Annotated in this window: 27 protein-coding genes and 1 other RNA gene; 9 read left to right on the forward strand and 19 right to left on the reverse strand. The window is 32.7% G+C overall.

Annotation, left to right across the window (positions count from 1 at the left end):
• Window positions 1-596: T9SS type B sorting domain-containing protein (locus AC061E_RS15965; protein ID WP_478287145.1), on the forward strand; the 596-nt coding region annotated here is incomplete at its 5' end.
• Window positions 597-1005: 409 nt separating this feature from the next.
• Here AC061E_RS15965 and AC061E_RS15970 read toward each other — a convergent pair.
• The 6 genes from AC061E_RS15970 to pyrR form a co-directional block, all read right to left on the reverse strand.
• Entirely contained in the window at window positions 1006-1509 is a 504-nt protein-coding gene (locus tag AC061E_RS15970; protein WP_478287146.1) for a CAP domain-containing protein, read from the reverse strand.
• A 159-nt stretch (window positions 1510-1668) separates the two neighbouring features.
• A complete protein-coding gene (gene pdxH / locus AC061E_RS15975; RefSeq protein WP_478287147.1) occupies window positions 1669-2313 on the reverse strand; it encodes a pyridoxamine 5'-phosphate oxidase in 645 nt (214 codons plus the stop codon).
• A gap of 40 nt (window positions 2314-2353) precedes the next feature.
• Complete coding sequence (locus AC061E_RS15980) at window positions 2354-3259, reverse strand: ribonuclease Z (RefSeq protein WP_478287148.1); 906 nt, start codon at window positions 3257-3259, stop codon at window positions 2354-2356.
• Window positions 3260-3328: 69 nt separating this feature from the next.
• Window positions 3329-3661, reverse strand: a complete 333-nt coding sequence (locus tag AC061E_RS15985) for a ribonuclease Z (RefSeq protein ID WP_478287149.1) — start codon at window positions 3659-3661, stop codon at window positions 3329-3331.
• Between the two features lie 67 nt (window positions 3662-3728).
• The gene (locus AC061E_RS15990; RefSeq protein WP_478287150.1) at window positions 3729-4655 is read right to left on the reverse strand and encodes an aspartate carbamoyltransferase catalytic subunit; all 927 of its coding nucleotides are present in this window, start codon (window positions 4653-4655) and stop codon (window positions 3729-3731) included.
• A 35-nt stretch (window positions 4656-4690) separates the two neighbouring features.
• On the reverse strand, window positions 4691-5236 hold the full coding sequence (gene pyrR, locus AC061E_RS15995; RefSeq protein WP_478287151.1) for a bifunctional pyr operon transcriptional regulator/uracil phosphoribosyltransferase PyrR: 546 nt from the start codon (window positions 5234-5236) through the stop codon (window positions 4691-4693).
• A 197-nt stretch (window positions 5237-5433) separates the two neighbouring features.
• Here pyrR and AC061E_RS16000 point away from each other — a divergent pair, with 197 nt between their 5' ends.
• The gene (locus AC061E_RS16000; protein ID WP_478287152.1) at window positions 5434-5607 is read left to right on the forward strand and encodes a hypothetical protein; all 174 of its coding nucleotides are present in this window, start codon (window positions 5434-5436) and stop codon (window positions 5605-5607) included.
• 66 nt (window positions 5608-5673) lie between these two features.
• Here AC061E_RS16000 and AC061E_RS16005 read toward each other — a convergent pair whose 3' ends face one another.
• Window positions 5674-7293, reverse strand: coding sequence for an ABC-F family ATP-binding cassette domain-containing protein (locus AC061E_RS16005; protein WP_478287153.1), 1620 nt, complete (start codon window positions 7291-7293; stop codon window positions 5674-5676).
• Window positions 7294-7917: 624 nt separating this feature from the next.
• Here AC061E_RS16005 and AC061E_RS16010 point away from each other — a divergent pair.
• Window positions 7918-9579, forward strand: coding sequence for an MFS transporter (locus tag AC061E_RS16010; RefSeq protein WP_478287154.1), 1662 nt, complete (start codon window positions 7918-7920; stop codon window positions 9577-9579).
• A 111-nt stretch (window positions 9580-9690) separates the two neighbouring features.
• Here AC061E_RS16010 and fsa read toward each other — a convergent pair whose 3' ends face one another.
• The 4 genes from fsa to ffs form a co-directional block, all read right to left on the reverse strand.
• Complete coding sequence (gene fsa / locus AC061E_RS16015; protein ID WP_478287155.1) at window positions 9691-10347, reverse strand: fructose-6-phosphate aldolase; 657 nt, start codon at window positions 10345-10347, stop codon at window positions 9691-9693.
• Between the two features lie 158 nt (window positions 10348-10505).
• A complete protein-coding gene (locus AC061E_RS16020; protein ID WP_478287156.1) occupies window positions 10506-10694 on the reverse strand; it encodes a hypothetical protein in 189 nt (62 codons plus the stop codon).
• A gap of 2 nt (window positions 10695-10696) precedes the next feature.
• Entirely contained in the window at window positions 10697-11500 is an 804-nt protein-coding gene (locus AC061E_RS16025) for an SDR family oxidoreductase (RefSeq protein WP_478287157.1), read from the reverse strand.
• An 81-nt stretch (window positions 11501-11581) separates the two neighbouring features.
• Window positions 11582-11679, reverse strand: an RNA gene (gene ffs, locus AC061E_RS16030) — signal recognition particle sRNA small type.
• A gap of 87 nt (window positions 11680-11766) precedes the next feature.
• Here ffs and AC061E_RS16035 point away from each other — a divergent pair.
• Both AC061E_RS16035 and hutI read left to right on the forward strand, forming a co-directional pair.
• On the forward strand, window positions 11767-12840 hold the full coding sequence (locus tag AC061E_RS16035; RefSeq protein ID WP_478287158.1) for a glutaminyl-peptide cyclotransferase: 1074 nt from the start codon (window positions 11767-11769) through the stop codon (window positions 12838-12840).
• 11 nt (window positions 12841-12851) lie between these two features.
• Complete coding sequence (hutI, locus tag AC061E_RS16040; RefSeq protein ID WP_478287159.1) at window positions 12852-14090, forward strand: imidazolonepropionase; 1239 nt, start codon at window positions 12852-12854, stop codon at window positions 14088-14090.
• Window positions 14091-14139: 49 nt separating this feature from the next.
• Here hutI and AC061E_RS16045 read toward each other — a convergent pair whose 3' ends face one another.
• Complete coding sequence (locus AC061E_RS16045; protein WP_478287160.1) at window positions 14140-15024, reverse strand: DUF8428 domain-containing protein; 885 nt, start codon at window positions 15022-15024, stop codon at window positions 14140-14142.
• A gap of 99 nt (window positions 15025-15123) precedes the next feature.
• Between AC061E_RS16045 and AC061E_RS16050 the strand changes: the two genes are divergently transcribed.
• Window positions 15124-16170: a formimidoylglutamase gene (locus AC061E_RS16050; protein WP_478287161.1), complete on the forward strand. Its 1047-nt coding sequence runs from the start codon at window positions 15124-15126 to the stop codon at window positions 16168-16170.
• 102 nt (window positions 16171-16272) lie between these two features.
• Window positions 16273-17526 (forward strand): DEAD/DEAH box helicase, encoded by a 1254-nt coding sequence (locus tag AC061E_RS16055; RefSeq protein ID WP_221916738.1) that lies wholly within the window; start codon window positions 16273-16275, stop codon window positions 17524-17526.
• Window positions 17527-17602: 76 nt separating this feature from the next.
• Here AC061E_RS16055 and AC061E_RS16060 read toward each other — a convergent pair whose 3' ends face one another.
• Together AC061E_RS16060 and aroC are read right to left on the reverse strand one after the other, a co-directional pair.
• On the reverse strand, window positions 17603-18880 hold the full coding sequence (locus AC061E_RS16060) for a dicarboxylate/amino acid:cation symporter (protein ID WP_478287162.1): 1278 nt from the start codon (window positions 18878-18880) through the stop codon (window positions 17603-17605).
• Window positions 18881-18982: 102 nt separating this feature from the next.
• The gene (gene aroC / locus AC061E_RS16065) at window positions 18983-20041 is read right to left on the reverse strand and encodes a chorismate synthase (RefSeq protein ID WP_478287163.1); all 1059 of its coding nucleotides are present in this window, start codon (window positions 20039-20041) and stop codon (window positions 18983-18985) included.
• A gap of 186 nt (window positions 20042-20227) precedes the next feature.
• Here aroC and AC061E_RS16070 point away from each other — a divergent pair, with 186 nt between their 5' ends.
• Window positions 20228-21067: a UDP-2,3-diacylglucosamine diphosphatase gene (locus tag AC061E_RS16070; protein ID WP_478287164.1), complete on the forward strand. Its 840-nt coding sequence runs from the start codon at window positions 20228-20230 to the stop codon at window positions 21065-21067.
• A gap of 114 nt (window positions 21068-21181) precedes the next feature.
• Window positions 21182-21688: an outer membrane protein gene (locus AC061E_RS16075; protein WP_478287165.1), complete on the forward strand. Its 507-nt coding sequence runs from the start codon at window positions 21182-21184 to the stop codon at window positions 21686-21688.
• A gap of 50 nt (window positions 21689-21738) precedes the next feature.
• Here AC061E_RS16075 and AC061E_RS16080 read toward each other — a convergent pair whose 3' ends face one another.
• From AC061E_RS16080 to AC061E_RS16100, 5 genes are all read right to left on the reverse strand, one after another.
• Complete coding sequence (locus AC061E_RS16080) at window positions 21739-22167, reverse strand: protease complex subunit PrcB family protein (protein WP_478287166.1); 429 nt, start codon at window positions 22165-22167, stop codon at window positions 21739-21741.
• Window positions 22168-22202: 35 nt separating this feature from the next.
• The gene (bshA, locus tag AC061E_RS16085) at window positions 22203-23336 is read right to left on the reverse strand and encodes an N-acetyl-alpha-D-glucosaminyl L-malate synthase BshA (RefSeq protein ID WP_478287167.1); all 1134 of its coding nucleotides are present in this window, start codon (window positions 23334-23336) and stop codon (window positions 22203-22205) included.
• Between the two features lie 174 nt (window positions 23337-23510).
• Window positions 23511-24134, reverse strand: coding sequence for a phosphatase PAP2 family protein (locus AC061E_RS16090; protein ID WP_478287168.1), 624 nt, complete (start codon window positions 24132-24134; stop codon window positions 23511-23513).
• Between the two features lie 48 nt (window positions 24135-24182).
• Entirely contained in the window at window positions 24183-24665 is a 483-nt protein-coding gene (locus tag AC061E_RS16095; RefSeq protein WP_144892182.1) for an ABC transporter ATPase, read from the reverse strand.
• Between the two features lie 34 nt (window positions 24666-24699).
• The coding region (locus AC061E_RS16100) for a hypothetical protein (RefSeq protein WP_478287169.1) at window positions 24700-25352 on the reverse strand (653 nt) is incomplete at its 5' end.

The raw sequence follows: 25352 nt of genomic DNA on the forward strand, positions 1-25352 counted from the left end.
ATACAAATGGGTTTAAAACAATTGAAAGTTCTGCATGTAATAGAGATACAGCTATAATAAATATGAATAGCTTGCTCCCTATTGGAACTCCTACTAATGGTACTTGGACTGATGTAGATAATACAGGCGCTTTGCAAGGTGATAAATTTAATCCTTTTGGTCAAAGTATAGGTGACAAAGTATTTGAATATAAAGAAAGTAATACAGCTTGTCCTACTACAATAAGAGTAACTATGAAAGTTAATGATGATTGTTTAGTACTAGCATGTGGAACCGTGAAAGTATTCAATGCTATTTCCGCAAATAATGATGGCGTTAACGATAAATTAATTATTGAAAACATTGACAATACCTCTTGTTATCCGAAAAATAGCTTAGAAATATATAATCGTTGGGGTGTATTAGTATTTGAAACAAAAAACTATAACAACCAAACCAATTATTTTGATGGTTATTCTCGTGGAAGAACAACTATTAAAGATACTGCTGGTTTACCAACTGGTACTTATTACTATATTTTAAACTACACCGCAATTGACAAGGATGGCAATACTCAAATTAAAAAAATAGCAAGTTATTTATATATCAATCGATAGATAAACCCTAAATTAATTTAAAACCTGAGGTAAAGTCCTCAGGTTTTTTTTTGGATAATCCATAACAACAAGAATATAAGAATTAAAATAGATATTATGAATCACCAAAACTAAGAGCAAGATGAAAAAGTTAAATAATTGATATTCTTTTTTTTTTATATAATCAATAAACCTATTTGGTAACATTTTGAAAGTCCAAATAACTCTTATCATATTAAATTCTAAAATCAATCAATATAGTTGATAAAAAGATTGTGAAGAACAGTACATTAGCAAATACTAGAGTTACTATATTTTTCCATATCAAATACTAATTCAAACTTAAATATAGAAACATAACGTAAACGATTAGAAACAAAAAAGCTACCTCATAAATGAGATAGCTTCAAAAAAAATTTAAAAAAAAAACTTAAATTCTAGCAAATAAATTTGTAAAATATTTTCTTCCAGTTGAAGGATGTTCTTTAACTGCTAAACCAAAGTGAGTAAAGTTACCTTCTATAACTGCTTTGTGTCCTGGACTTGAAAGCCAAGCATTAAGAACAGATTGAGGTGTGATATAATTATAAGCTACATTTTCACTTACTGTTTTTGCACCTAAGGTTTGAATAATATTTTCTGATCTTTCTACAAAATTATTATGATTAACAACATTATTTTCGATCATGTAATTATCATGTTCTTCAGACTTGAAAGACATATGATTTATTTTCAAAAGTGGGTTTAAACCTTTACTAACTCGATATGAATTTATTAAATCCATTGTTTCTATCTCAAAAGTACTGTACTGATAATTAGCTACTTTTTGTACAGTTGTTTCATTAATTTCTTCATCAGAACTACTTGATGAACATGAAGCTGAAATACATACCACTAAACTAAGTAATATTGTACGAAGTAATTTTGTAGTCATAATTATGTAGGTTAAACTTAAAGTTGATGTGGGCTAACAAACTTTAAAATTAATAATCTAATTTTATTCCCTTACTCAAATATAGGCTAAAAAACCGTTATAAGGCAAATAAAATCGATAAACTACATCATAAAAACAAAATTGTAAGTTTTTTACAAACTAAGGAGCGAGTCTGTCTATTTTCCAAGATTGATCATTTTGAAAAATAAAACGTATTCTATCATGTAAACGATTAGGGCGACCTTGCCAAAACTCTATTTCTAAAGGCTTTATAATAAAGCCTCCCCAATATTCAGGTCTTGAAATAGGAGTATTTGAAAACTCTTTTTCTAACTTTAAAAGTGTAGTTTCCAAAACTTCTCTTGACGAAACAACTTCACTTTGGTTAGATGCAATTGCCCCAAGTTTACTACCATCTGGTCTGGAGTCAAAATAATTGTCTGAAATCATTTCAGAAGTTTTAGTGGCTACTCCTTTAATAATTACTTGACGTTCCATAGTATGCCAAAAAAATGACAAACAAACCTTATCATTCTCTATTATAGCTCTCCCCTTCTCTGAATTATAATTGGTATAAAAAATAAAACCTTCCTCAGAAAATTTCTTTAATAAAACTACTCTCGCTCTAGGAAAACCATCTAAACCAATAGTTGATAAAGTCATAGCATTTACCTCACTATCTCCTCCATGGTCTTCAACTTCATGAAACCATCTATTAAATAAATTTATAGGATCTTCTGGAATGTTACTTTCTAAAAGTTCACTTTTATCATATGACTTTCTATAATCACTTAAATCATTCATTATCGTATAGTTTAAATAGTGTTTTTAAATTATTTGTATTTTAAAATTCAAAGCTTTTACCGTCGTCACCCAATAATATATTTGGAAAAACAGTTTCTGCTTCTTGCTTGAACATTTCAATACTTTCATACCGAGTTGAATAATGTCCTAGAACTAATTGTTTTGCATTAGCTTTCATAGCAATTAAAGCAGCTTCTTTGGCAGTAGAATGTAATGTTTTTTTAGCTAAATTTTCCTCCGATTGTAAGAAAGTCGATTCGTGGTACAAAACATCTACATTACTTATAATAGGAAGTATATCTTCATTATAAACTGTATCAGAACAAAAAGCATAACTCATTGCTGGTATAGGGTCAAAAGTAAGATCCTTATTCAAAACAACACTACCGTCTTCTAAGGTGATATCTCTTCCGTTTTTTATATTTTGATAATAACAGGTATCAATTTCATGATCTTGAACTGCGTCTATATTTAATTTTCGTTCTCCTATTTTTTCTTGAAACAAAAAACCATTCGTGTAAACTCTGTGTTTAAGGGGAATTGTTTTGACAATAACTTTATGATCCTCAAAAATTATTTCACTTTCTAATGATTCTAACTCGTAAAAATACAATCCATAATTGGTCCAAGAATTAGACAGTCTCAGTTGTAATTTTATAATCTCTTTAATACCTTTTGGTCCATAAATATGTAAATCAGTGGTCCGATTTAGCAATGAAAAGGTAGATATTAAACCCACTAACCCAAAAAAATGATCTCCGTGTAAGTGCGATATAAAAATGTGATTAATTCTAGAAAATTTAATTTTATTTTTTCGCAACTGAACTTGGGTACCCTCACCACAATCAATCAAAAAGAGTCTGTTATTTATATCTAAAACCTGAGCTGTGGGATTTGTAAAAGTTCTAGGAGTGGCCGCATAGCAACCAAGAATTGTTAATTTCAATATACTATTTATTCGATTATTTATACTTGCTTCCTTAATCAATAGGGTTTAAAAAAAAGAATAGATTGATTAAAAGCCTAAATCTCTTTCAATCTCTTCCATTTCAATGATATCGTGGGCCTCTAATAATGATGGAACTACGGTTAACTTTGATGGAACTGCATTATAATCAGAATCCGCAGTAACAATTACAAATGACTTTTTTGCTTTTTTATGATCTTTTGATAATGGTAAAAAAAGTTTTATGTCTGATATTGACATACTTTCATACATCAACAAATCAATAATTATGTTATGCTTTTCAAATGTTTTGTATTGGTGTGTAATTTTCATTAAAAAAGATGTAAAGTCACCTTGTGTATCTCGAATTACTATTGTGTGCCCTTTTTGATCTACTTTCATGATATTAAATTTAAATACATTTATAAAAATCTAGTGGTACATTATTTATCTAAAGTACTGAATACAGTTATTGAATTTTTGAGGCCAATAAATAAATGACAGCCATTCGAATGGCTACGCCATTTTCAACCTGATTCAAAATTACAGATTGGTGATGATCTGCTACCTCACTTGTAATCTCAACACCTCTATTAATAGGGCCAGGGTGCATAATTACGATTTCTTTACTTAAGGACTCTAAAAGAGTTTTATCTAAGCCGTATTGCTGAGCATATTCTCGTGTTGATGGAAAAAAATTAACATCCATGCGCTCATTTTGTACGCGTAACATATTAGCCACATCACACCATTCTAGTGCTTTTCTTAAATCAGGTTCAACCCCAACTCCTAATGAGTTGATGTATCTTGGTATTAACGTTTTGGGCCCGCACACTTTCACTTCGGCTCCTTGCATTTGCAATGCATAAATATTAGATAAAGCTACTCTTGAGTGCAGCACATCTCCAACTATTACAACCTTTTTTCCACCAACTTCACCTAACTTTTCTCTAATCGAATAACTATCTAACAAGGCCTGTGTAGGGTGCTCATGCGCTCCATCGCCTGCATTGACTATACTCGCCTTTACATTTTTGGATAAAAAATATGCGGCACCCGGATTAGAATGTCGCATCACTACCATATCTACTTTCATAGATAAGATGTTATTTACCGTATCAATTAATGTTTCTCCTTTTTTTACTGAGGATTGTGCAGCCGAAAAACTAATAACATCAGCACTCAAACGTTTTTGAGCTAATTCAAATGAAAGCTTTGTTCGTGTACTGTTTTCAAAAAAAATATTAGCAATGGTAATATCTCGTAATGAAGGTACTTTCTTTATCGGTCTATTAATAACTTCTTTAAAATGATCTGCGGTTTCAAATATCAAGTCAATATCATTTTTATTGATGTACTTTATACCTAATAAATGATTTACGCTTAATTCTTTCATTTCTATTTACGATTATATTTTCTGGTTTACAATTGCTAGGATTCACTGGTGATTAAATAAACACCATCTTCTCCATCATTTTCTTTCCAACTAACTTTTACTTTTTCATTATTGATCGCATCTACCTGTCTACCTCTGTAATCAGGTTGGATAGGTAAATTACGGCTGAATCTTCTATCGATAAGAACTAATAATTCAATTTCAGATGGTCTGCCAAAAGATTGAATTGCAGTTAGAGCTGATCGAATGCTTCGTCCAGTAAACAATACATCATCAATAAATATTACTTTTTTATTTTCAACAATAAAGTTGATCTTAGTTTTATTGGCTTCTAATGGTTTATCCGTTCTTCTAAAGTCATCTCTAAAGAAAGTTATATCGAGATACCCCAACTGGATTTCAGGAGTTTGATATTCGTCTTGTAAAATTTCTTTTAAACGTTCTGCTAAAAAAACTCCTCTTGGTTGAATTCCTACCAAAATCGTATCTGAAAAATCGAGGTGTTTTTCTATTAATTGACAAGCCAAACGGTGTAAAATGATAGTAACTTCTTTAGCAGTAAGCAATACTTTTTGGCTCATGGCGAGTTTATTCTTTGGTTACACAAATATACAAATACATATTTAGCATTTTCAAATTAAATGTACACAAATACAGCATGATTTTATAAAAAATTGAAACGTATCATTTTGTAATTATCTGCGCTAATTGTGTAACAAACATTTTTTTCTTTTGATTTAATTTTACAAAAACTAAAAACAATATAAAAACTCACATCATGCAAAAAATCATTACCAGAATCTCATTATTATTTTTCCTACTACTTACTTTATCAAGCTGCTCTGTCGTTAAGGGAATTTTTAAAGCCGGTGTAGGTGTTGGGATTTTTATAGTTATTGCAGTTATTGCAATTATATTTTTTTTAATTACCAAATTATTCAACAAAAAATAACAGCTGCTTAAAATTAAAACTTGATTTTATGGCAAAAAATATCCCGCTACCGCGGGATATTTTATTTTATTTAGAATACATTTTAACTCTTAATTCTTGTACTTTTTCGTCATCCAAGTAGTCATCAAATGTCATGTAACGGTCAATAGCTCCATTTGGAGTAAGTTCAATTACCCTATTAGCGACAGTTTGAGAGAACTCATGATCATGCGTGGTAAAAATTACGGATCCTTTAAAGTTTTTTAATGAATTATTAAAAGCTGTAATGGACTCCAAGTCTAAGTGATTCGTAGGTTCATCAAGCATTAACACGTTAGCGCGTTCCATCATCATTCTGGACAACATGCATCGCACTTTTTCTCCACCAGATAAAACACGACATGTTTTTAAAGCTTCTTCGCCTGAAAAAATCATTTTCCCCAGAAAACTTCTAATATTTACCTCATCACGTTCTTCTTCTGTTTTCACCCATTGACGCAACCAGTCAACTAGTGAATAATCACTTTCAAAAAACGAATGATTTTCAACCGGTAAATACGCTTGATTTGTTGTAACTCCCCAATCAAAAGTACCAGAATCTGCTGTTTGATTTCCGTTCAAGATTTCGTAAAAAGCAGTTGTTGCACGCGAATCTTTTGAAAACAAGACAATCTTATCTCCTTTTGCCATATTCAAATCTACACCTTTAAATAAAATCTCTCCATCAATAGAGGCACTTAAGTTTTGTACATTTAAGATTTGATCTCCTGCCTCACGCTCTTGATCAAAAATAATGGCAGGATATCTTCGGCTAGAAGGTTTTATCTCGGAAATATTTAATTTACTGATCATTTTTTTACGAGAAGTTGCTTGTTTCGACTTAGCAACGTTGGCAGAAAAACGACGAATAAATTCCTCTAATTCTTGTTTCTTTTCCTCAGCCTTTTTGTTTTGTTGTGCACGTTGCTTTGCAGCTAACTGGCTTGACTCATACCAAAACGTGTAATTCCCAGAGTAATGATTGATTTTATTGTAATCAATATCAGAAATATGCGTACAAACAGAGTCTAAAAAGTGTCTGTCATGCGATACTACAATTACGGTATTTTCATAATTTGCCAAGAAATTTTCTAACCAAGCAATCGTCTCAAAATCCAAGTCATTTGTAGGCTCATCCATAATTAATAAATCAGGATTTCCAAATAAGGCTTGCGCCAAAAGTACTCGAACCTTCGTTTTTCCCTCTAAATCGCCCATTAGTGTGTAATGATGCTCCTCGGTAATTCCAAGATTAGACAGCATTGAAGCAGCATCAGAATCAGCATTCCAACCGTTCATTTCTTCAAATTGCACTTGCAACTCCCCTATTCTATCGGCATTTGAATCGTTGTAATCTAAATACAAAGCATCCATCTCTTTCTTGATGGCATACAATGTTTTATTTCCCATCATCACAGTTTCGAGAACAGTGCTGTCATCAAACATATTGTGATTTTGGTTTAAAACCGACATACGTTTCCCCGGTTCTAAGTGAATATGGCCTGATGTAGGGTCCATATCTCCAGCAATTATTTTAAGAAAAGTAGATTTTCCAGCACCATTGGCTCCAATTACTCCGTAGATATTACCGTGTGTAAAGGTCGTATTTACTTCGTCAAACAAGATTCGTTTGCCAAACTGAACTGATAAATTATTTACTGTTAACATGAATGTCTATTTTATAAAATTTTTGCAAAAATACGAAAAAAAACACTCATTTAATAGATTCATAAAAAGTTCCGAATTAACCACACTGCAACTATCAAATTGTTCACAATTACATTCCAAAAGCACAATAGAAATTTGATAAGAAAACATTGGCTATTGCCAAATTATTGATACATTTTAAACGCTAAATCTTTGATGTTTGTTTCTCTGAAGTTCTCCTGTTCCAAAGTCTATTTTTGATACCTAGAAAGGACTAATAAATGTTAAACGCAAAAGTTCAATATTGAAAAGCTAATGATTTTAGTATTCCAAGTCATAAACAATAGCAACAGCGCAACAACTTTTTAAAAGCAACAGACAAATTAAAGATATGAGCAGGACAATCATAAAAGCCACTTTTTAAAAGTATCAAACAAAATAAAATCAACTATAACCAACCAGATTTTTTATGAAAGCAACAAGAAAGTTTGAAAAAAAAGTAGCTTTCAAGAATAAAAACTAATGATTTAATAAATCTCAAACTATTTCTTGTTATTTATTTTTTTTTAATTCACTTAACAAATATATTTACTGTATTACAAAAACAAAAATATTCCATTATTAATCACAAACGATTTTATAACTATGAATTCAGAACAAACAAAATCTAATAATTCCGCGCTTTATACGCTTATAACCGTATTTTTCTTTTGGGGATTTATCGGCGCTTCAAATGGAGTTTTTATCCCTTTTTGCAAAGCTAAATTTGGCTTAGATCAATTTCAAAGCCAGCTTATTGATTTTGCATTTTATGGTGCCTATTATATTGGAGCTTTATTGCTTTTTATTTTTAGTAGCATTGCCAAAAAAGACATTCTTAATGGATGGGGATTTAAAAAAGGAATTATTTACGGCTTATTAATCAGCACTCTTGGAGCTGTACTAATGATACTTGCTGTAACTCAAGGAAGTTATTTGTTTATTCTTGGCGCTTTGTTTATTGTAGCATTAGGTTTTTCATTGCAGCAAACATCAGCACAACCTTTTGCCGCATCTCTTGGTGAACCCCATTCAGCATCAAGCAGATTAAATCTTGCGGGCGGAATCAATTCTCTAGGAACTACTATTGGACCTATAGTTGTATCGATTGCATTATTTGGTGTTGTTGCTGGAGTAAACATTGAAGAATTTGCTCAAAAACCAGATTCTTTAGACTCTATGAGAATATTATACGTTTTTGTAGGTGGGTTATTTCTATTAGCAGCAGCCTTATTTCATTTTTCTAAAAAATTACCTTCAGGAAAAAGCGACTCAACTTTTGAAACCGCAAATAAAGCTATGAAAACGCTGATCGCAATTACGGTAACCTTAGTCGCTATTTTTGCTTTCATATTTTCTCGTTACGAAGATGCTGACTTCATCCAACATTTCATTACTAACAAAGAAAAAGATTATCTAGGTCTATCCCTAACCGTTTCTACATTATTAGTTGTAGTTATTGGATTATTATTTGCAAATACCACTGCCCAAAAAAATCCTGAAGGATGGGGAGCCATGAAATATCCACAATTGGTTTTAGGAATGCTTGCACTATTCGCTTACGTAGGAGTCGAAGTGACAATAGGAAGTAATCTAGGTGAATTATTAGTAACTCCTGATTTCGGTTCCATAGCAGGACCAGCCTTAGCACCTTATATGTCTATGTATTGGGGAAGTTTAATGATCGGACGTTGGGCAGGAGCTATTACTGTTTTTAATCCCTCTTCACAACTTAAAAAAATCTTATTAATCGTTGTTCCTTATGTTGCATTTGGAGTTGTATTAACAGCTAATGCCATTTCTGGACAAGATGTAACACCTTTATACGCGTATGCATTTGTGATTTTATTTCAAATTGCAGGGTTCTTTCTAGGCAAAGACCAACCATCTAGAACATTAATGATTTTTGGATTAATGGGAATGACAGCCATGATTATTGGATTGTTTACCACAGGAACAATTGCAATTTTTGCTTTTATGAGTGGCGGTTTATTCTTAAGCATCATGTGGCCTTCTATTTTCTCATTGGCTATTGCTGGATTAGGAAAATATACTTCTCAAGGTTCTGCTTTCTTAGTAATGATGATTCTTGGAGGTGGAATTATACCGCCATTACAGGGAAAACTGGCTGACATCATTGGCATCCATACTTCATATTTTATTCCTGTTTTATGCTTTGCATTCATTGCATTCTACGGTTGGAAAGTAATTGGAATTCTTGAAAAACAAGGAATCGGAAAAGAAATAGAAGTTGGTGGAGGACACTAATTTCAAACCAAACTAACCAAAACCAAACCAATAAAAAATCCCATCAACCTGAGTTGATGGGATTTTTTTATTCCAATCGCTGTGACTAAAAACTACACAACGAAAAATATTTTATTTATTTCCTTTTTCAAAATCAGCCACAAATTGTGCCAATCCAATATCAGTCAGTGGGTGTTTCAACAATCCATAAATTGCAGATAAAGGACCTGTCATAACATCAGCACCAATTTTTGCACAGTTTACAATATGCATCGTATGACGCACCGAAGCTGCAAGAATTTGTGTTTCATAGCCGTAGTTGTCAAAAATCAATCTAATTTCTTCGATCAAAGCCAAACCGTCTGTAGATACATCATCCAATCGACCAATGAATGGAGAAACATAAGTAGCACCCGCTTTTGCAGCCAATAAAGCCTGTCCTGCAGAGAATACTAAAGTTACATTCGTCTTGATCCCTTTATCAGAGAAATATTTAGCAGCCATTACACCCTCTTTCGTCATGGGCAATTTTACCACAATCTGATCGTGTAAATCTGCTAACTCTTCGCCTTCCTTAACCATTCCATCGTAATCCAAAGCATTTACTTCAGCACTTACATCACCATCAACAAGATTACAAATATCCACATAATGCTTTAAAATATTGTTTTTTCCTGTAATACCTTCTTTAGCCATCAAGGAAGGATTAGTTGTTACACCATCCAAAACCCCTAGTGCCTGCGCTTCTTTAATTTGAGCTAAATTAGCCGTGTCAATAAAAAATTTCATAATTGTTTTATATTTAATTGTGTGTTTCTAATTCTTTGGGCGTGACCCAAGGGTCGGGCTTTTCGCTATAATCTTTTATTTTTTAAAGAAAAAAATAAAAGGGATTTTCACTGCAATCCCTCACGCACTTATATGCGGCGCAAAATTACAACTTATAATTATGTTGAAGCATCCTTTTTATTCAATTGTTTAAGTTCTTCTTTGATTTCTGTTAATAGAGAAATCATTTCATCTTGTTTTTTATTGTATGGGTTTTTTTTAAAGTTTTTTCTAAAAAAAATCATTATAAAAATCCAAACTCCAACAATAATTATCATTGGCAAAAGTGATATCAATATTTCTTCCATATTTATAGTTTATAGTGGTTCATCAATATTTTTTCATATACTTTATCAGGAAGAATTCTCTTTAATACAATAGAGAATTTCTGCATAAAAACCCCAACTTTATAATGAATTTTTGGTTCAGGAGTTTGTATTATTCTATAAACTGCTTCAGCCATTTCAGTTGGATTACTGCCGCTATCTACATGTGCATCCATTGTTTTTAAAGTATTCCCGTATGCACTCTCATAAGCTGATCCTTGTATGACTGGCGCATGAAAACGTCCTGCTGCAATATTTGTAGCAAAATCTCCTGGAGCAATATTCGTTATTTTAACACCAAAGGACCTTACTTCCATCCGCAATGATTCGGTTATCAATTCAAGTGCCCCTTTTGAAGCCGAATAAACACTGCGGTAAGGCAATCCCATATAGCCAGCTATTGATGTTATATTGATGATCAAACCAGATTGTTGTAAACGCATTTGAGGTAATACCGCTTTCATGACTTCAATTGGACCAAAGAAATTAGTTTCAAAATTATTTTTAATTTCATCCATCGGAATTTCTTCTAGTGGACCAGTAATCCCTACACCAGCGTTATTAATCACAACATCCAATCTTCCTGAGGTTTCAATAACTTTGGCAACAGCCGCACGAATAGAATTAACATCCCTTACATCTAAAGCTACTAAAGGAAAAACAGAATCTAGAATACGTTCTGGATTTCTACTAGTTCCATAAACAGTGAAACCTTTCTGCTGCAAAAACTCTCCAATAGACTTCCCTATTCCTGAAGAACCTCCGGTTATTAAAACTACCTTACTCATCAACTTTATTTTTAAATTAGGATTGGTCAAAAATAAAAAAATCTTCCCTAAGGAAGACTACATTTACTAAAAAGAAATAAAAAATGGCAAGCGACCTACATCGCACCGCTCAACCACGTACCCTTGCTATGTTCCCATCCTGGGGGAGTCTGCAGGAGCTGGTCGTGTAGGACTTGCCGGTGCAAATATACAATCTTTTTATATTTTTGCAAGTGCTTTACTCATTAAAAATAACGTTGTATATTAGTGCAACAAAAAAAACGATTATGAAAAAATATAACTTCCTATCTGTCATTTTATTAGGAATAGCTCTTAACAGTTGCAACGAAACAAAAAATATTCAAAATAGTGTATTCAGCATAGATAATTCTAAATTTAAACTGCAATACACCCCAAATGATGCTCTTGATATAAATATTATAAACAGCAATTCTAAAACAATTGACAGTATTGCATTTTATGTTAATGATAAAAAGATAGCGTCCTCCAAAGGAAATACGTCTTTTAAATTAGATTTTAAAGACCAAAAATTAGGATTCCAAAACGTAAAGACCATAGTGTTTTTCGAAGGGCAAAACTCAGAAGCTACCACAAGCGTTGAATTGGTTTCTAATATTCAACCAAAACTATTAAAATATACCATTGTAAATACCTACCCGCACGACACTGCTGCCTACACTCAAGGTTTAGAATTTTATAGAGATACGCTGTACGAAGGAACTGGAAATGGTTCAGGACCATCAGGAAAAAGAGGAATCTCCAGCTTAAGAAAAACAAATTACAAAACGGGAAAAGTGTATAAAAAGGTGGAACTAGCTGATCAATATTTTGGCGAAGGAATTACAATTCTTAATAATAAAGTATATCAATTAACATGGCAAAACAATGAAGGATACGTGTACAATGCCGATACTTTCAAAAAAGAAAAAACAATGCCATACTATAAAAATATGGAAGGCTGGGGATTAGTTAATGACGGTACCCACTTATACATGACTGATAGCTCAGAAACCATTCACATACTAAATCCAGAAACTTTTAAACGTATTGACCAAATTCATGTGTACTCTTTAAACTCTAAAGTAGCAGCCGTTAATGAACTGGAGTGGATTAATGGAAAAATTTACGGAAATGTATACCAAAAAGATGCCATTGCAGTGATAAACCCTAAAAATGGAGCGGTTGAAGCTATTATAAATCTTGCGGACTTAAAGAAAAAAATAACTCAATTACCCGACACAGATGTACTAAATGGAATTGCCTATAACCCTAAAACAAAAACCATTTTTGTGACAGGGAAAAATTGGGACAAAATGTTCGAAATTAAAATCACTGAATAACTTCATTATAAATGACAACATTAATCGTTAATATTAAAGAGTTGCTTCAGGTTCGGGATTCTTCCGTTTTGAAAGTTTCTGGGGCTGATATGGCTGTTTTACCCACAATAAAAAATGCCTATCTTGTTATAGAAAACGGCCTGATTTCTGATTTCGGCGCTATGGAAGAGTTGCCTCAAATGACACCTAATAAAACCATTGATGCAGTAGGAAAAATAGTTTTACCGTCTTGGTGTGACAGCCATACGCATATTGTGTATGCAGGAAACCGTGAACAAGAATTTGTTGACCGAATTAATGGCATGACATACGAAGAAATTGCAAATCGTGGTGGTGGAATCTTAAATTCGGCTAAAAAACTAAATGAAACCTCAGAAGAAGAACTCTATCAACAATCAAAGGGACGACTAGAAGAAGTCATGCAATTAGGAACCGGAGCTGTTGAAATTAAATCAGGATATGGCTTAACCGTTGAAGGAGAATTAAAAATGCTTAGAGTAATTCAGCAATTAAAACAAAATTATCCTGTTACAATCAAAGCTACATTTCTAGGTGCACATGCATTTCCATTGGAATACAAAGAAAATCAAAAAGGCTATATTGACCTAATAATCAATGAAATGATTCCTACCATTGCAAAAAATAAACTGGCTGACTTCTTTGATGTATTCTGTGAAACTGGTTATTTTACTGTTGAAGAGACCCAACAAATTATGGAAGCCGGTATTCAATTTGGCTTAAAGCCAAAGATACATGTCAATCAATTCAATTCTATAGGCGGAATTCAAGCAGGAATAAAACTCAATGCTCTTTCTGTTGATCATCTTGAAGTCATGACTCAAGAGGACATTGAAGCTTTAAAAAATACTGACGTTATGCCCGTTGCATTACCCTCATGTTCATATTTTTTGAGTATTCCGTATACACCTGCTCGCGAAATGATTAATGCGGGACTTCCGCTTGCTCTTGCCACAGATTTTAATCCTGGATCAACACCATCGGGAAATATGAACTTTGTAGTAGCTACAGCCTGTATAAAAATGAAAATGACACCCGAAGAAGCTATCAATGCAGCTACAATAAACGGTGCATATGCCATGGATCTAGCCACCACGCACGGAAGTATCACAAGAGGCAAAGTCGCAAATTTAATTATTACAAAACCTGTTTCGTCCTATTATCAATTGCCATACGCTTTTGGGAGTAATCTTATAGAAACTGTTATGATTGCAGGAGAAATCATTTCATAAAAAAAGAGGAACACTTGAGTTCCTCTTTCCTATTATCTGTTTGATATTTTTATTTTAATATAAAACTAGTTTTAGAAACCAGTTGATCTTTATCAAAAATATTTACATAATAAGTTCCTTTTGGAAAATCTTTTCCTCTCACACTTTCAGTAACATCTACAGTTTTGTTTTCATAATTGATATTTGAAATAAAACTATAAGTCAAACTATTGTCACCAAAGCTTTCTGTTTTCTTATCTCCAATAACGTTGTTTTTACTATCAATTACTTGAACATAATACACTTTAGAACCGGATTGAGCCACTTGATTCTCAGCAATTGTATAGCTTATTCTAAGAACATCAGCTCTACTTGCTTTATCTGTTGAGATTTCTTTACCAGAGCTTTTTAATTTGAATGCAGAACCTCTTGTGTTTAACACCGTTAATTTAGCTGCTTTTTCAACCACTTTTGTCAATTCTTCGTTCTGACCAGCAAGTGCCTCGTTGTATTTTTTTGACTCACCAAGAACAACCGCTGTACTATCACGTTGAGAAGTAAGAGTTGTATTTGCCTTTTTCAAAGACTCATTATCTTCCATTAACACTTTCATTTTTCCTTGTAAAGCATTTAATTGCATTTTGTATTTAGATAACGAAGCAACATCACCTTTAGATTTACTTAAATCTGCCATTAAAGTTACCACTTTGTCTCTTTCTAAAATAAGTTCGTCAGACATAGATGTATTTTCTGCAATGGCAGCATCATATGTCATTTTTAATTCTTGTAAATCTTTCATTACCGATTCTTTTTCGGTTAATGTTTTACCTAACTCTGTTTTTACCACTTCAGCTTCTGAAGTGATTTTAAAAATATAGACTAAACTACCTACTAATAAAATAGCTAATATCGCTACAACCGCTTTAAGGCTTGAACTGCTTTTGGGATTTTCCATTTCGAATTTAATTTTTTGTTTACAAATTTAACATTATCTGTCCATGTACTAACGTATGTTAATGCAATTATATTATTTTTGAGAAAAAAAATTTTTCTGATGGAAAAAATAATACCGTTCACAATAAAGGATCTTGCTAAAATTACGAACCACAGAAGTGGAGAGATAAAATTTGGTGAAAAAATGATCACTATCCCAAAAGATACTGATTCACTGAATTTTATAAAAAATTGCGAGGCCCGATATGTACTTTTTGGAATTCCTGAAGATATAGGTGTGCGAGCCAATTATGGCAGACCAGGAGCTGCTTCTGCATGGGATAGCGCCATAGCTAGTATTGCTAATATTCAACACAATAGGTTTTGTAAAGGAAGTCAGATTGTAATTCTGGGCCAACTAGACGTAGTACAGTTGATGAAAGAGGTAGCAAGCCTTGATTTTAATGACATTGATGATCGGTCTAAACTAAGTCAGTTAGTCACAAAAATAGATAAAGATGTTTCCCATATAATTTTTAGTATTGTAAAACTAGGAAAAATCCCTATTGTAATAGGTGGCGGGCATAATAACTCCTATGGTAATATAAAAGGAACTGCTCTAGCAAAAGGCAAACCTATTAATGCGATCAACTTTGACGCTCATTCTGATTTTAGAATCCTAGAGGGAAGACATAGCGGTAACGGATTTTCTTATGCCTTTGAAGAAGGTTTTTTGAAAAAATATTTCGTCTTTGGATTGCATGAAAATTACACCTCAAAAAATGTATTGGATACTATTAAAAAACTAGACGATAGAGTTCGGTATAATACCTATGATAGCATCAGTATCAGGAGAGAAAAAGATTTTACACAAGAAATGATGCATGCCCTAGAGTTTATCAATGACGAACCATTTGGGATCGAAATTGACTTAGATGCCATACCTAACATAGCTTGTAGTGCTATGACAATGAGCGGTTTTTCTGTAGAACAATTGCGACAGTTTATATATTATTATGGAAAACGCCGTAATGCGGCATACATTCACATTTGCGAGGGTGCACCTGATTTGGGTGAAGATAAAAACAATCATCTGATAGGTAAATTAATAGGATATCTTGTAACTGATTTTATAAAAGCAAATGGTTCCTTGCTACCTATCATTTAATAAAGTAACCTTTAATTTTTAGAAAAAAGGAACCAAAAATATAAATACTATCTTTGCCACGCTGTTTACTTTCTAATTACAGCCCAATTAATACCCAAAATTATGTTATTCGAAGAGTTATCATTATCAAAAAGCATACAAAAAGCCGTTTTTGAAGAAGGTTATTTAAACCCAACTCCCATTCAAGAACAATCTATTCCAATAGTCTTATCTGGACGTGACTTAATAGGTTGTGCACAAACTGGAACTGGAAAAACTGCTGCATTTGCAATACCTATTATTCACCAACTGCATCGAATTGTAGGGTCTTCAAAAAAAGCCAAACAAATTCGTGCTCTTGTAGTGACTCCTACGCGCGAGCTTGCCGTGCAAATAGGCCAAAGCTTTGAAACGTATGCCAAATATACTAATCTAACTCAGCTAACCATTTTTGGGGGTGTTTCTCAAAATCCACAAGTAGATACTTTAAAAAACGGTATCGATATTTTGATTGCTACACCTGGAAGATTACTGGATTTACACAAACAAGGGTTTATTGACTTAGATCATCTTCACACATTAGTTCTTGACGAAGCAGATCAAATGCTTGATATGGGTTTTGTGAATGATGTTAAAAAAATAGTAAAGCTTACGCCAAAAAACAGACAAACTTTGTTTTTTTCGGCTACGATGCCAATTGCCATTCGAGAACTTGCTGAAATGTTTTTAACAGATCCTGAAACCGTAACTGTTTCACCTGTTTCCTCAACCGCCGAAAATGTGGAGCAAAGAGTATACTTTGTAGAAAAAGGGGAAAAAAGAAATTTATTGTACCACTTAATCAAGAACGAAAACTTGACAGATGTATTGGTTTTCTCCAGAACAAAACATGGTGCTGATAATGTAGTCAAAGCGTTGCGCAAAAACAATATTCCTGCCGAAGCTATACATGGAGACAAGTCCCAAAATGCGAGACAACGTGTTCTTGATGCTTTTAAAAACAAAGAAATTGGTGTTCTTGTTGCTACTGATATTGCTGCCAGAGGAATTGATATTGATCAACTTCCAGTAGTAATCAATTTTGATTTACCAAACATTCCAGAAACCTACGTACACCGCATAGGACGAACAGGACGCGCTGGTAATGGCGGAATTGCCATTTCTTTTTGCGGTAAAGACGAACATACGTATTGGAAAGAAATTCAAAAACTGATAAAAGTAGATGTTAAAACTGTTAATGATCACTCCTTTCATTGGCACTCAGGAAGCCCTGAGTCGGCACCCGCATCACAACAAAAAAATTCCAATAGAAGCGGTGGAGCTCACAAATCAAGAAAATCAGCTACATCAAAACAAAATAAGAAACGCTGGTATTAGGTACTTGAAACAACTTAAAACAAAAAAAGCAGTAAAAATTTTTACTGCTTTTTTTATATCAATAAGTGAACTTACTTTATAAAGAAACCACTTCATCAGCATCATCACTTCCCTCCCATTTCCCTACTACAGAAGTAGCTAAAGCATTTCCTAATACGTTTGTAGCACTCCTGAACATATCACAAAAATGGTCTATTGGTAAAATTAAAGCAATACCTTCAATAGGAATATCAAACATACCGCATGTTGCAGCAACTACTACTAAACTAGCTCTCGGCACACCCGCAATACCTTTACTGGTAAGCATTAACACTAATAACATCGTCATCTGAGTTCCTAACGATAAATCTATACCATACGCTTGCGCAATAAATATACTGGCAAATGTCATATACATCATACTTCCGTCAAGATTAAAAGAATATCCTAATGGCAACATAAAAGATACGATTCTGTCTTTTACTCCAAAACGTTCTAACTCCTCTGTAAGTTTTGGAAAAACAGCTTCACTACTAGTTGTTCCAAAGGCAATTATTAATGGACTCACGATGCGTTTTAACAATACAGTCATTCTTCCTTTAAGAAAAATATAACCTACAACTCCTAAAACGATCCATAAAGACGAAATACCAATCAAAAAAGAACCAAAGAACTTGAAATACGTAATGGCTAATTCTTGAAAATCTCTTACTGCAAACACTCCTGCAATGGCTCCAAATACACCAATAGGCGCAAACTTCATAACGAAATTCACCATTTTTAAAACAATATGTGATATTTTGTCAAATGCTGTAATCACTGGCTTAACGTGATCCCCTAATGAAGCTGCTGCTAGTCCAAAAAAGATTGAGAAAATTACAATCTGTAAAATTTCATTCGTAGCCATCGCTTCAAAAATACTTTTAGGAACGATATGTTCTATAAAATTATCGAATGATATGTTTTGTGTTTTTGCAGTCACTTCTGACACTGCCGCTAAATCTACATTAGATAAATTAAGTCCTATTCCTGGTTTCAAAACGTTCACAAAAAACATTCCAAGCAACAATGAAACAAAAGAAGCTGTAAAAAACCAAGCCATGGCTTTACCTCCAATTCTCCCAACAGCTTTAATATCTCCTAATTTTGCAATACCCACAACAAGGGTTGTAAATACTAAAGGCGAAATAATCATTTGAACCAAACGAATGAAAACTGTAGCCAAAATTTTTATTTTACTACTAAAATTTTGTGCATCTTCTGGAGTTATACTATTATGTATTATAATCCCTAGTACGGCTCCAAGAACCATTGCAATCAATATTTGTCCAGTTAATCCTGAAAAAAAAGAAGTCTTTTTTGTAGTATGATCCATTAAATTATTTTTAATTACTTGATATTTAGTTATGTTATTTTTAGCATAATCGTTCATCTTTAATGAAATACTATGTGTGTTTTTTTAATTTATTGAGTTTGTTTAGTACGTTTTATTTATCAAATAGAAATCTGCCAACACAATTGCTGCCATTGCTTCTACGATAGGTACTGCTCGTGGTACCACACAAGGATCATGACGTCCTTTTCCTGTCATAGCAGTTATATTTCCTTGATTATCTAATGATTCTTGCTCTTTCATGATTGTAGCAACAGGTTTAAAAGCAACTCTAAAATAAATATCCATTCCATTACTTATACCACCTTGAATTCCTCCTGAAAGATTGGTTTTTGTGCTTCCATCAGTGTTGTACAAGTCATTGTGCTCGCTACCTTTCATTTTTGCTCCTTCAAAACCACTTCCAAATTCAAAACCCTTCACTGCATTAATTGATAACATAGCTTTACCTAACTCGGCATGCAATTTATCAAAAACAGGTTCACCTAAACCTACAGGAACATTTTGAATAACACAAGATACCACACCTCCTACTGTATCTCCTTCTTTGCGGATACCGCGAATATAATCTTCCATGATGGCCGCAGCTTGCTCATCTGGGCATCGTACCGGATTGCTTTCAATTTTGGAAAAATCTAATTCTTGGTATGGTTTATCAAGAGCTATTGGTCCTACTTGAGAAACATAAGCATTAATTTTTATTTCAGATAAGACTTGTTTAGCAATAGCACCAGCAACTACTCTTGAGGCTGTTTCTCGAGCAGAACTTCTTCCGCCACCACGATAATCGCGTACACCATATTTTTTTTCATAAACATAATCAGCATGACTTGGTCTGTAATTATCTTTAATATGTGAGTAATCATCTGATTTTTGATTGGTATTTGGAATAACAAAACCTATGGGAGTACCAGTAGTTTTACCTTCAAAAATTCCGGATAAGAACTGAACTGCATCTGGCTCTTTACGTTGGGTAACTATAGCTGACTGTCCCGGTTTTCTTCGAGACATTTCAAATTGTATAGCATCTAAATCTAAAGCTATCCCAGAAGGGCAACCATCAATTATACCACCTAAAGCGTCACCATGAGATTCTCCAAATGTTGTAATTTTAAATAATGTTCCAAAACTATTTCCTGCCATTGCAATTTGATTTTGAACAAAAGTACCATTTTACTTCAAAGTTCAAAAGTTTAGTGTTTAAAGTTTTAAGCAAGATCTTAGATTTATTGTTATTAAATTAATATTGTATCGGTATTCTTAACTTTTAATTCAATGTTACTTGATTTTTTTTTAATTATTTTGTTAAACTTCAAAAATAAAAAAACCTTGAAAAAAAGAAAAGTAGAAGTGGTTGTCATATCCGATGTACACCTGGGCACTTTTGGTAGTCATGCCAAGGAACTCCTCAATTATTTATCTTCTATTAAACCTAAAATACTAATTCTAAATGGAGATATTGTTGATATCTGGCAGTTTAGAAAATCCTATTTCCCTAAATCACATTTAAAAGTTATTCAAAAAATTATAAGTTTTGCTTCAAAAGGAACAAAGGTGTACTATATTACTGGAAATCATGATGAAATGTTACGCAAGTTCAGTGACATCTCATTGGGAAATTTTGCATTGGTAGACAAACTCATTTTAACATTAGATTCGAAAAAATTATGGATTTTTCATGGCGATGTGTTTGATGCCTCAGTGCAACACTCGAAATGGATTGCAAAATTGGGAGGTCTAGGGTATGATTATCTTATTTTGATCAACCGTTTTGCAAATTGGTGTTTAAACAAACTGGGGAAAGAACCGTATTCATTTAGCAAAAAAATAAAAGCTAGTGTAAAAAAAGCAGTAAAACACATCTCTGATTTTGAGAAAACTGCAACTGAATTAGCTATAGAAAAAAAATACGATTACGTTATTTGCGGACATATCCACGAACCAAAAATCATCAAAAAAGAAACCAAAAGTGGCTCTACACTCTATCTAAATTCTGGAGATTGGATAGAAAACCTTACGGCACTAGAATATAACAATAAAAGGTGGAAACTGTTTCATTATAGCGAAATGAATTTTGAAGAGGATGAAAATCTTTTTGAAATGGAAGATTTAATTGAGAGTCAATCCATTTCTAAACAAATATTCAACAAGCAACACTTAATTAAATAAGATCCGCACAAATTATAATGCGTCAAGTGGAAATTATGTAACTTTTAAATAAAATTTTACAACACACTTTGAATTAAAATAAATAGATTTGCTTACTAAATAAAACAAATAAAAATGAAAAAGATTATTTTATCAGCTGTTATGTTAGTAGCATTATCATTTACAGCACAAGCACAAGATATTTCAAAAAATGCATTAGGTCTTCGTTTAGGAGATAGTGACGGTTTTGGTGGAGAAATTTCATATCAAAGAGGTCTTGGTGACAACAACCGTTTAGAATTAGATTTAGGTTTTAGAAATAGTAATAACGTTGATGCATTTAAACTTACAGGTTTATACCAATGGGTTTGGAACATTGATGGTGGTTTCAACTGGTATGCTGGTGTAGGTGGTGGATTAGGTAGCTGGAGTTATGATAATAATTTCAATAACAACTTTAACGTAGATGATAGCGGTACATTTGCTTTTGTTGCCGGAAATTTAGGTCTTGAATATAACTTTAAAGAAGCTCCTATTCAATTAGGTCTTGATATCAGACCAGAACTTTACTTTAATTCTGATAATTTTAGAGACGATAGTTTTGCTCCAGATTTAGCATTAAGTATTAGATACAGATTCTAATTAACAGATTCATAAAAAAGAGGCTATTTATTCGTAAATAGCCTCTTTTTTTATTGAAAAATAATTTCTTTTTTTGAGTTAATCTTTACTACACAAAATGGGTTTGTCATGGCTTGTGTAACCATTCCGCCTGGCTCCGGCCCTGTTTCTTTTACCTTAATAATAATTTGAGTTGGTGTTTCTACTACGCCCTCAACATTTATACTATAACCACCACTTGATTTTTGACCCATATTCAAAATTACGAAATTCGAGTTTTGTAAATCTGTAGGTTTAATGCTGTTTTTAAGATTCTCATCCTTTTGAAGCATCCTTATCTCATTTGGTTCTGACAAAATTTCATAAAATCGAATAGCAGCACCTCCATAAGTCTGTTCTGTTAGTACTTCATATAACTTTTTTGAATCAGTTGCTACTGGCTTACCTGTTGCACAAGAAAACAAAGTTATCATCATAAGCCCCATTACTATTTTTTTCATGATTTTAAAAATTTAGATTCTCCATACCACTTTGATTATTTGTACTTGTTAATAGCTTTTAGATACAAAGCTTCGTACAAGGGTAAAATGTTTTTGATATCAAATTGTTTAGCAACTTCAAAGGCGTTTTCTTTAAACGCTGCTAATGTTTTTTCATCTTTCAAAATTTTCAAAGCATTAACAGCCATTTCATCGGTATTTCCCACATCACTTAAATATCCAGAAACACCGTCAAAATTCACCTCGGATAATCCACCAGAATTACTAGAAATAACTGGAACATTACAAGCCATTGCTTCAAGTGCCGCAAGTCCAAAACTTTCCGTTTGCGAGGGCAATAAAAACAAATCTGTGAGACATAAAATTTTGTCAATTTCATTACTATTACCAAAAAATATTACCTTATCTTGAATGCCTAGTTCTTGGCACAAAAGCTCCGCTTTTTCTTTTTCGGGACCATCACCCACCATCATAAGCTTCGCAGGAATCTCTTTTTGAATGTTATAAAAAACTTTAATTACATCAGGAATTCGTTTTACTTTTCTAAAATTACTAATATGGGTAATGATTTTCTCATTGTCTTTCGCCATGACTGACCGTTGGCAAGGAAAATTAGTATCGGTTTTGTTTTTATCCAACTCTATAAAATTAGGAATGACCTCAATTTCATTTTTTATGTTGAATAATTTTAAGGTATCGTCTTTTAAACTCTGAGAAACCGAAGTTACAAAATCAGATTTATTGATACTAAAAGTTACAGCAGGTTTATAAAAAGGATGGTTACCTACAAGAGTTATATCAGTACCATGCAGTGTAGTTACCATAGGAATATTTATTCCCTCGTCCTTTAGCATTTGTTTTGCCATATAACCTGCATAAGCATGCGGAATAGCATAATGCACATGCAACAATTCTATTTGATGCAATTTTACCATATCTACCAGTTTACTGGATAGCGCTAATTCATAAGGCTGATAATGAAACAAGGCATATTCAGGTACATTAACCTCATGGTAATGTACATTTGGACTTAGCAATGCAAGACGCACCGGTTGTCTATAGGTAATAAAATGAATTTCGTGACCACGTCTCGCTAGTTCAAGACCAAGTTCTGTGGCTACTACGCCACTACCTCCAAAGGTAGGATAACAAACAATTGCAATTTTCATGAAAACTATTTAATACAACGAAAGTAAGTAAATTTGAATTGAGTTTCCTGAAATTAATGTTAATTACCATTCATTAAAGTAACTTATTCAAAAAAAGAAGTGGAAGTTTAAAAAAATGAAAAAGAAATGTCTACGGAAAAAAAATAAATAATTACTATTAAATAAAAGGGCTTTTTATTTAACACCTTCTATTTTTCTAAACTTTTTCTTACTCAACCATTTATTAATCTTAAAGGTAGCAAAAGCAGATCCAGCACCTATAAGCGCACCTGCTGCCACATCACTGGGATAATGAACACCTAAATGCATTCTAGAATAACCCACACTACTTGCCCATAAAAAAGAAGGTACAATGACATACCATTTAGGATACGCCATACTTAATGAGGTTGCAGTAGAAAAAGCAATAGAAGTATGACCTGAAGGAAAAGATGTACCCGTAGATGTTACAACTGGAACAATATCTGAATAAGTGTCAAACGGTCGTGCTCTATTAACAGCTACTTTTAATGCTTTTGTTATAAAAGCATTTACAAGAAATGCTTCTCCAATAAAAATTGCTTTATGTTTAAGTGTACTATCTTTCTTTATTAACCCAATAGAATACATCAGTACTGGAGTTGCAATACTTACTGGTACGGCACTATTTGTAATATAGTTAAATTGAGAATCAAAATTTTGATTTCGTTCAACGTGTATAGCTCTTAAAACTTTTATATCTAGATTTTGAGAAAAAACAGTAGAACTTGCCGTTAAAAACAAGAAAAAAAATAAAAATTGCGTTTTTAACTGCTGCATTTTAAAAAAATTAATGACAATTTTAGTTTTGATGTCTTGGTATCACTCTTAAAAAAAACGACTGTGCCAACTATCCATAGCAGTAACTTCCCAAGATTCATTAAATTCTTCAATAGTGTTTACCAGGTTATTAAAAACTACTGTGTTTTCAGTAACCGCTTTGTCTTTCACCATTTTTTTGAAATCAATTAGCGTTTTATGAGCAATGTGTTCTCCTAACTTAAAAGTCACATTCATTTTATCTAATAAATCAACCGTATATTTTTGTTCTAATGATTGAATGAACTCTACAGAAGCGTCTATGGAGCAACCTGTAGCTGCTTGTACTTCTTGATTTACAGCAATAATTATAAACCTATTGTACTTTAATAGATAAGAAGATTCTAAACTAGTTCCATGTGCTGCCCATTGCTCTAAGAAAGATTGTAATGAAGTTTCTATTTCAGCAAATTCAGCATCAGAGAATTTTCTATTGGATTGATAAATCCAAATTCTAGAATCTTCGGGTAAGTTTTCAAAAGGGACGTACATATAGTTGTATTTGTAATTTCAGGGCAATTAGAATTTATTGACGCTGTATATCTGTTAAAATTTTAAAATATTTAAATTCATTTGTAGCTACATCAAAAAGTTCAATCTCAGTGTAACCAACTTTTACAGAATCTTTAACTTTAAGTTCATTATTAGTCAATACAGATGCTGTTTCAAAGTAATCCAATAATAAAAAACTATAAGCTCTTCCGTTTTTATCTTTTAGTTGCAAAGAAACAAATTGATCTTTTTTAATAGCGGTAACTTGACCTTCTATAAAAACATCTTGAGGCTCATCAACAACAAGTTCTTCATCATCTTCATCCGAAACATCTTTTTGAGTGGATTTCCCCAACTCTAAAATAATTTCCGGGCAGTTGACTAGCATTTTAAGCGCTACCTTCTCACCCATTTTTCGCATTCCATCTTTGTCATCAAACTGAACTTTTTCCTCTTCCTTGAATTCATTTATGTGGCTCGTATAACTTTGAATCATACACAACCCTACTTGAGTTTGTAATTCTTTCTTATCTATTTTTTGATAATCTAATTTTTTTGTTCCGAGACAAGCACAGGTTTCTTTACCAATAATGTCATACATGTCTTGAGAAAAGGAATTTGTACTGAAAATTAAAATAAATGCAATAATTACTTTTCTCATGTTAAAGGTCTTGTGCGTTGGCAATA

It is taken from the genome of Flavobacterium sp. GNP011 (assembly GCF_056428925.1).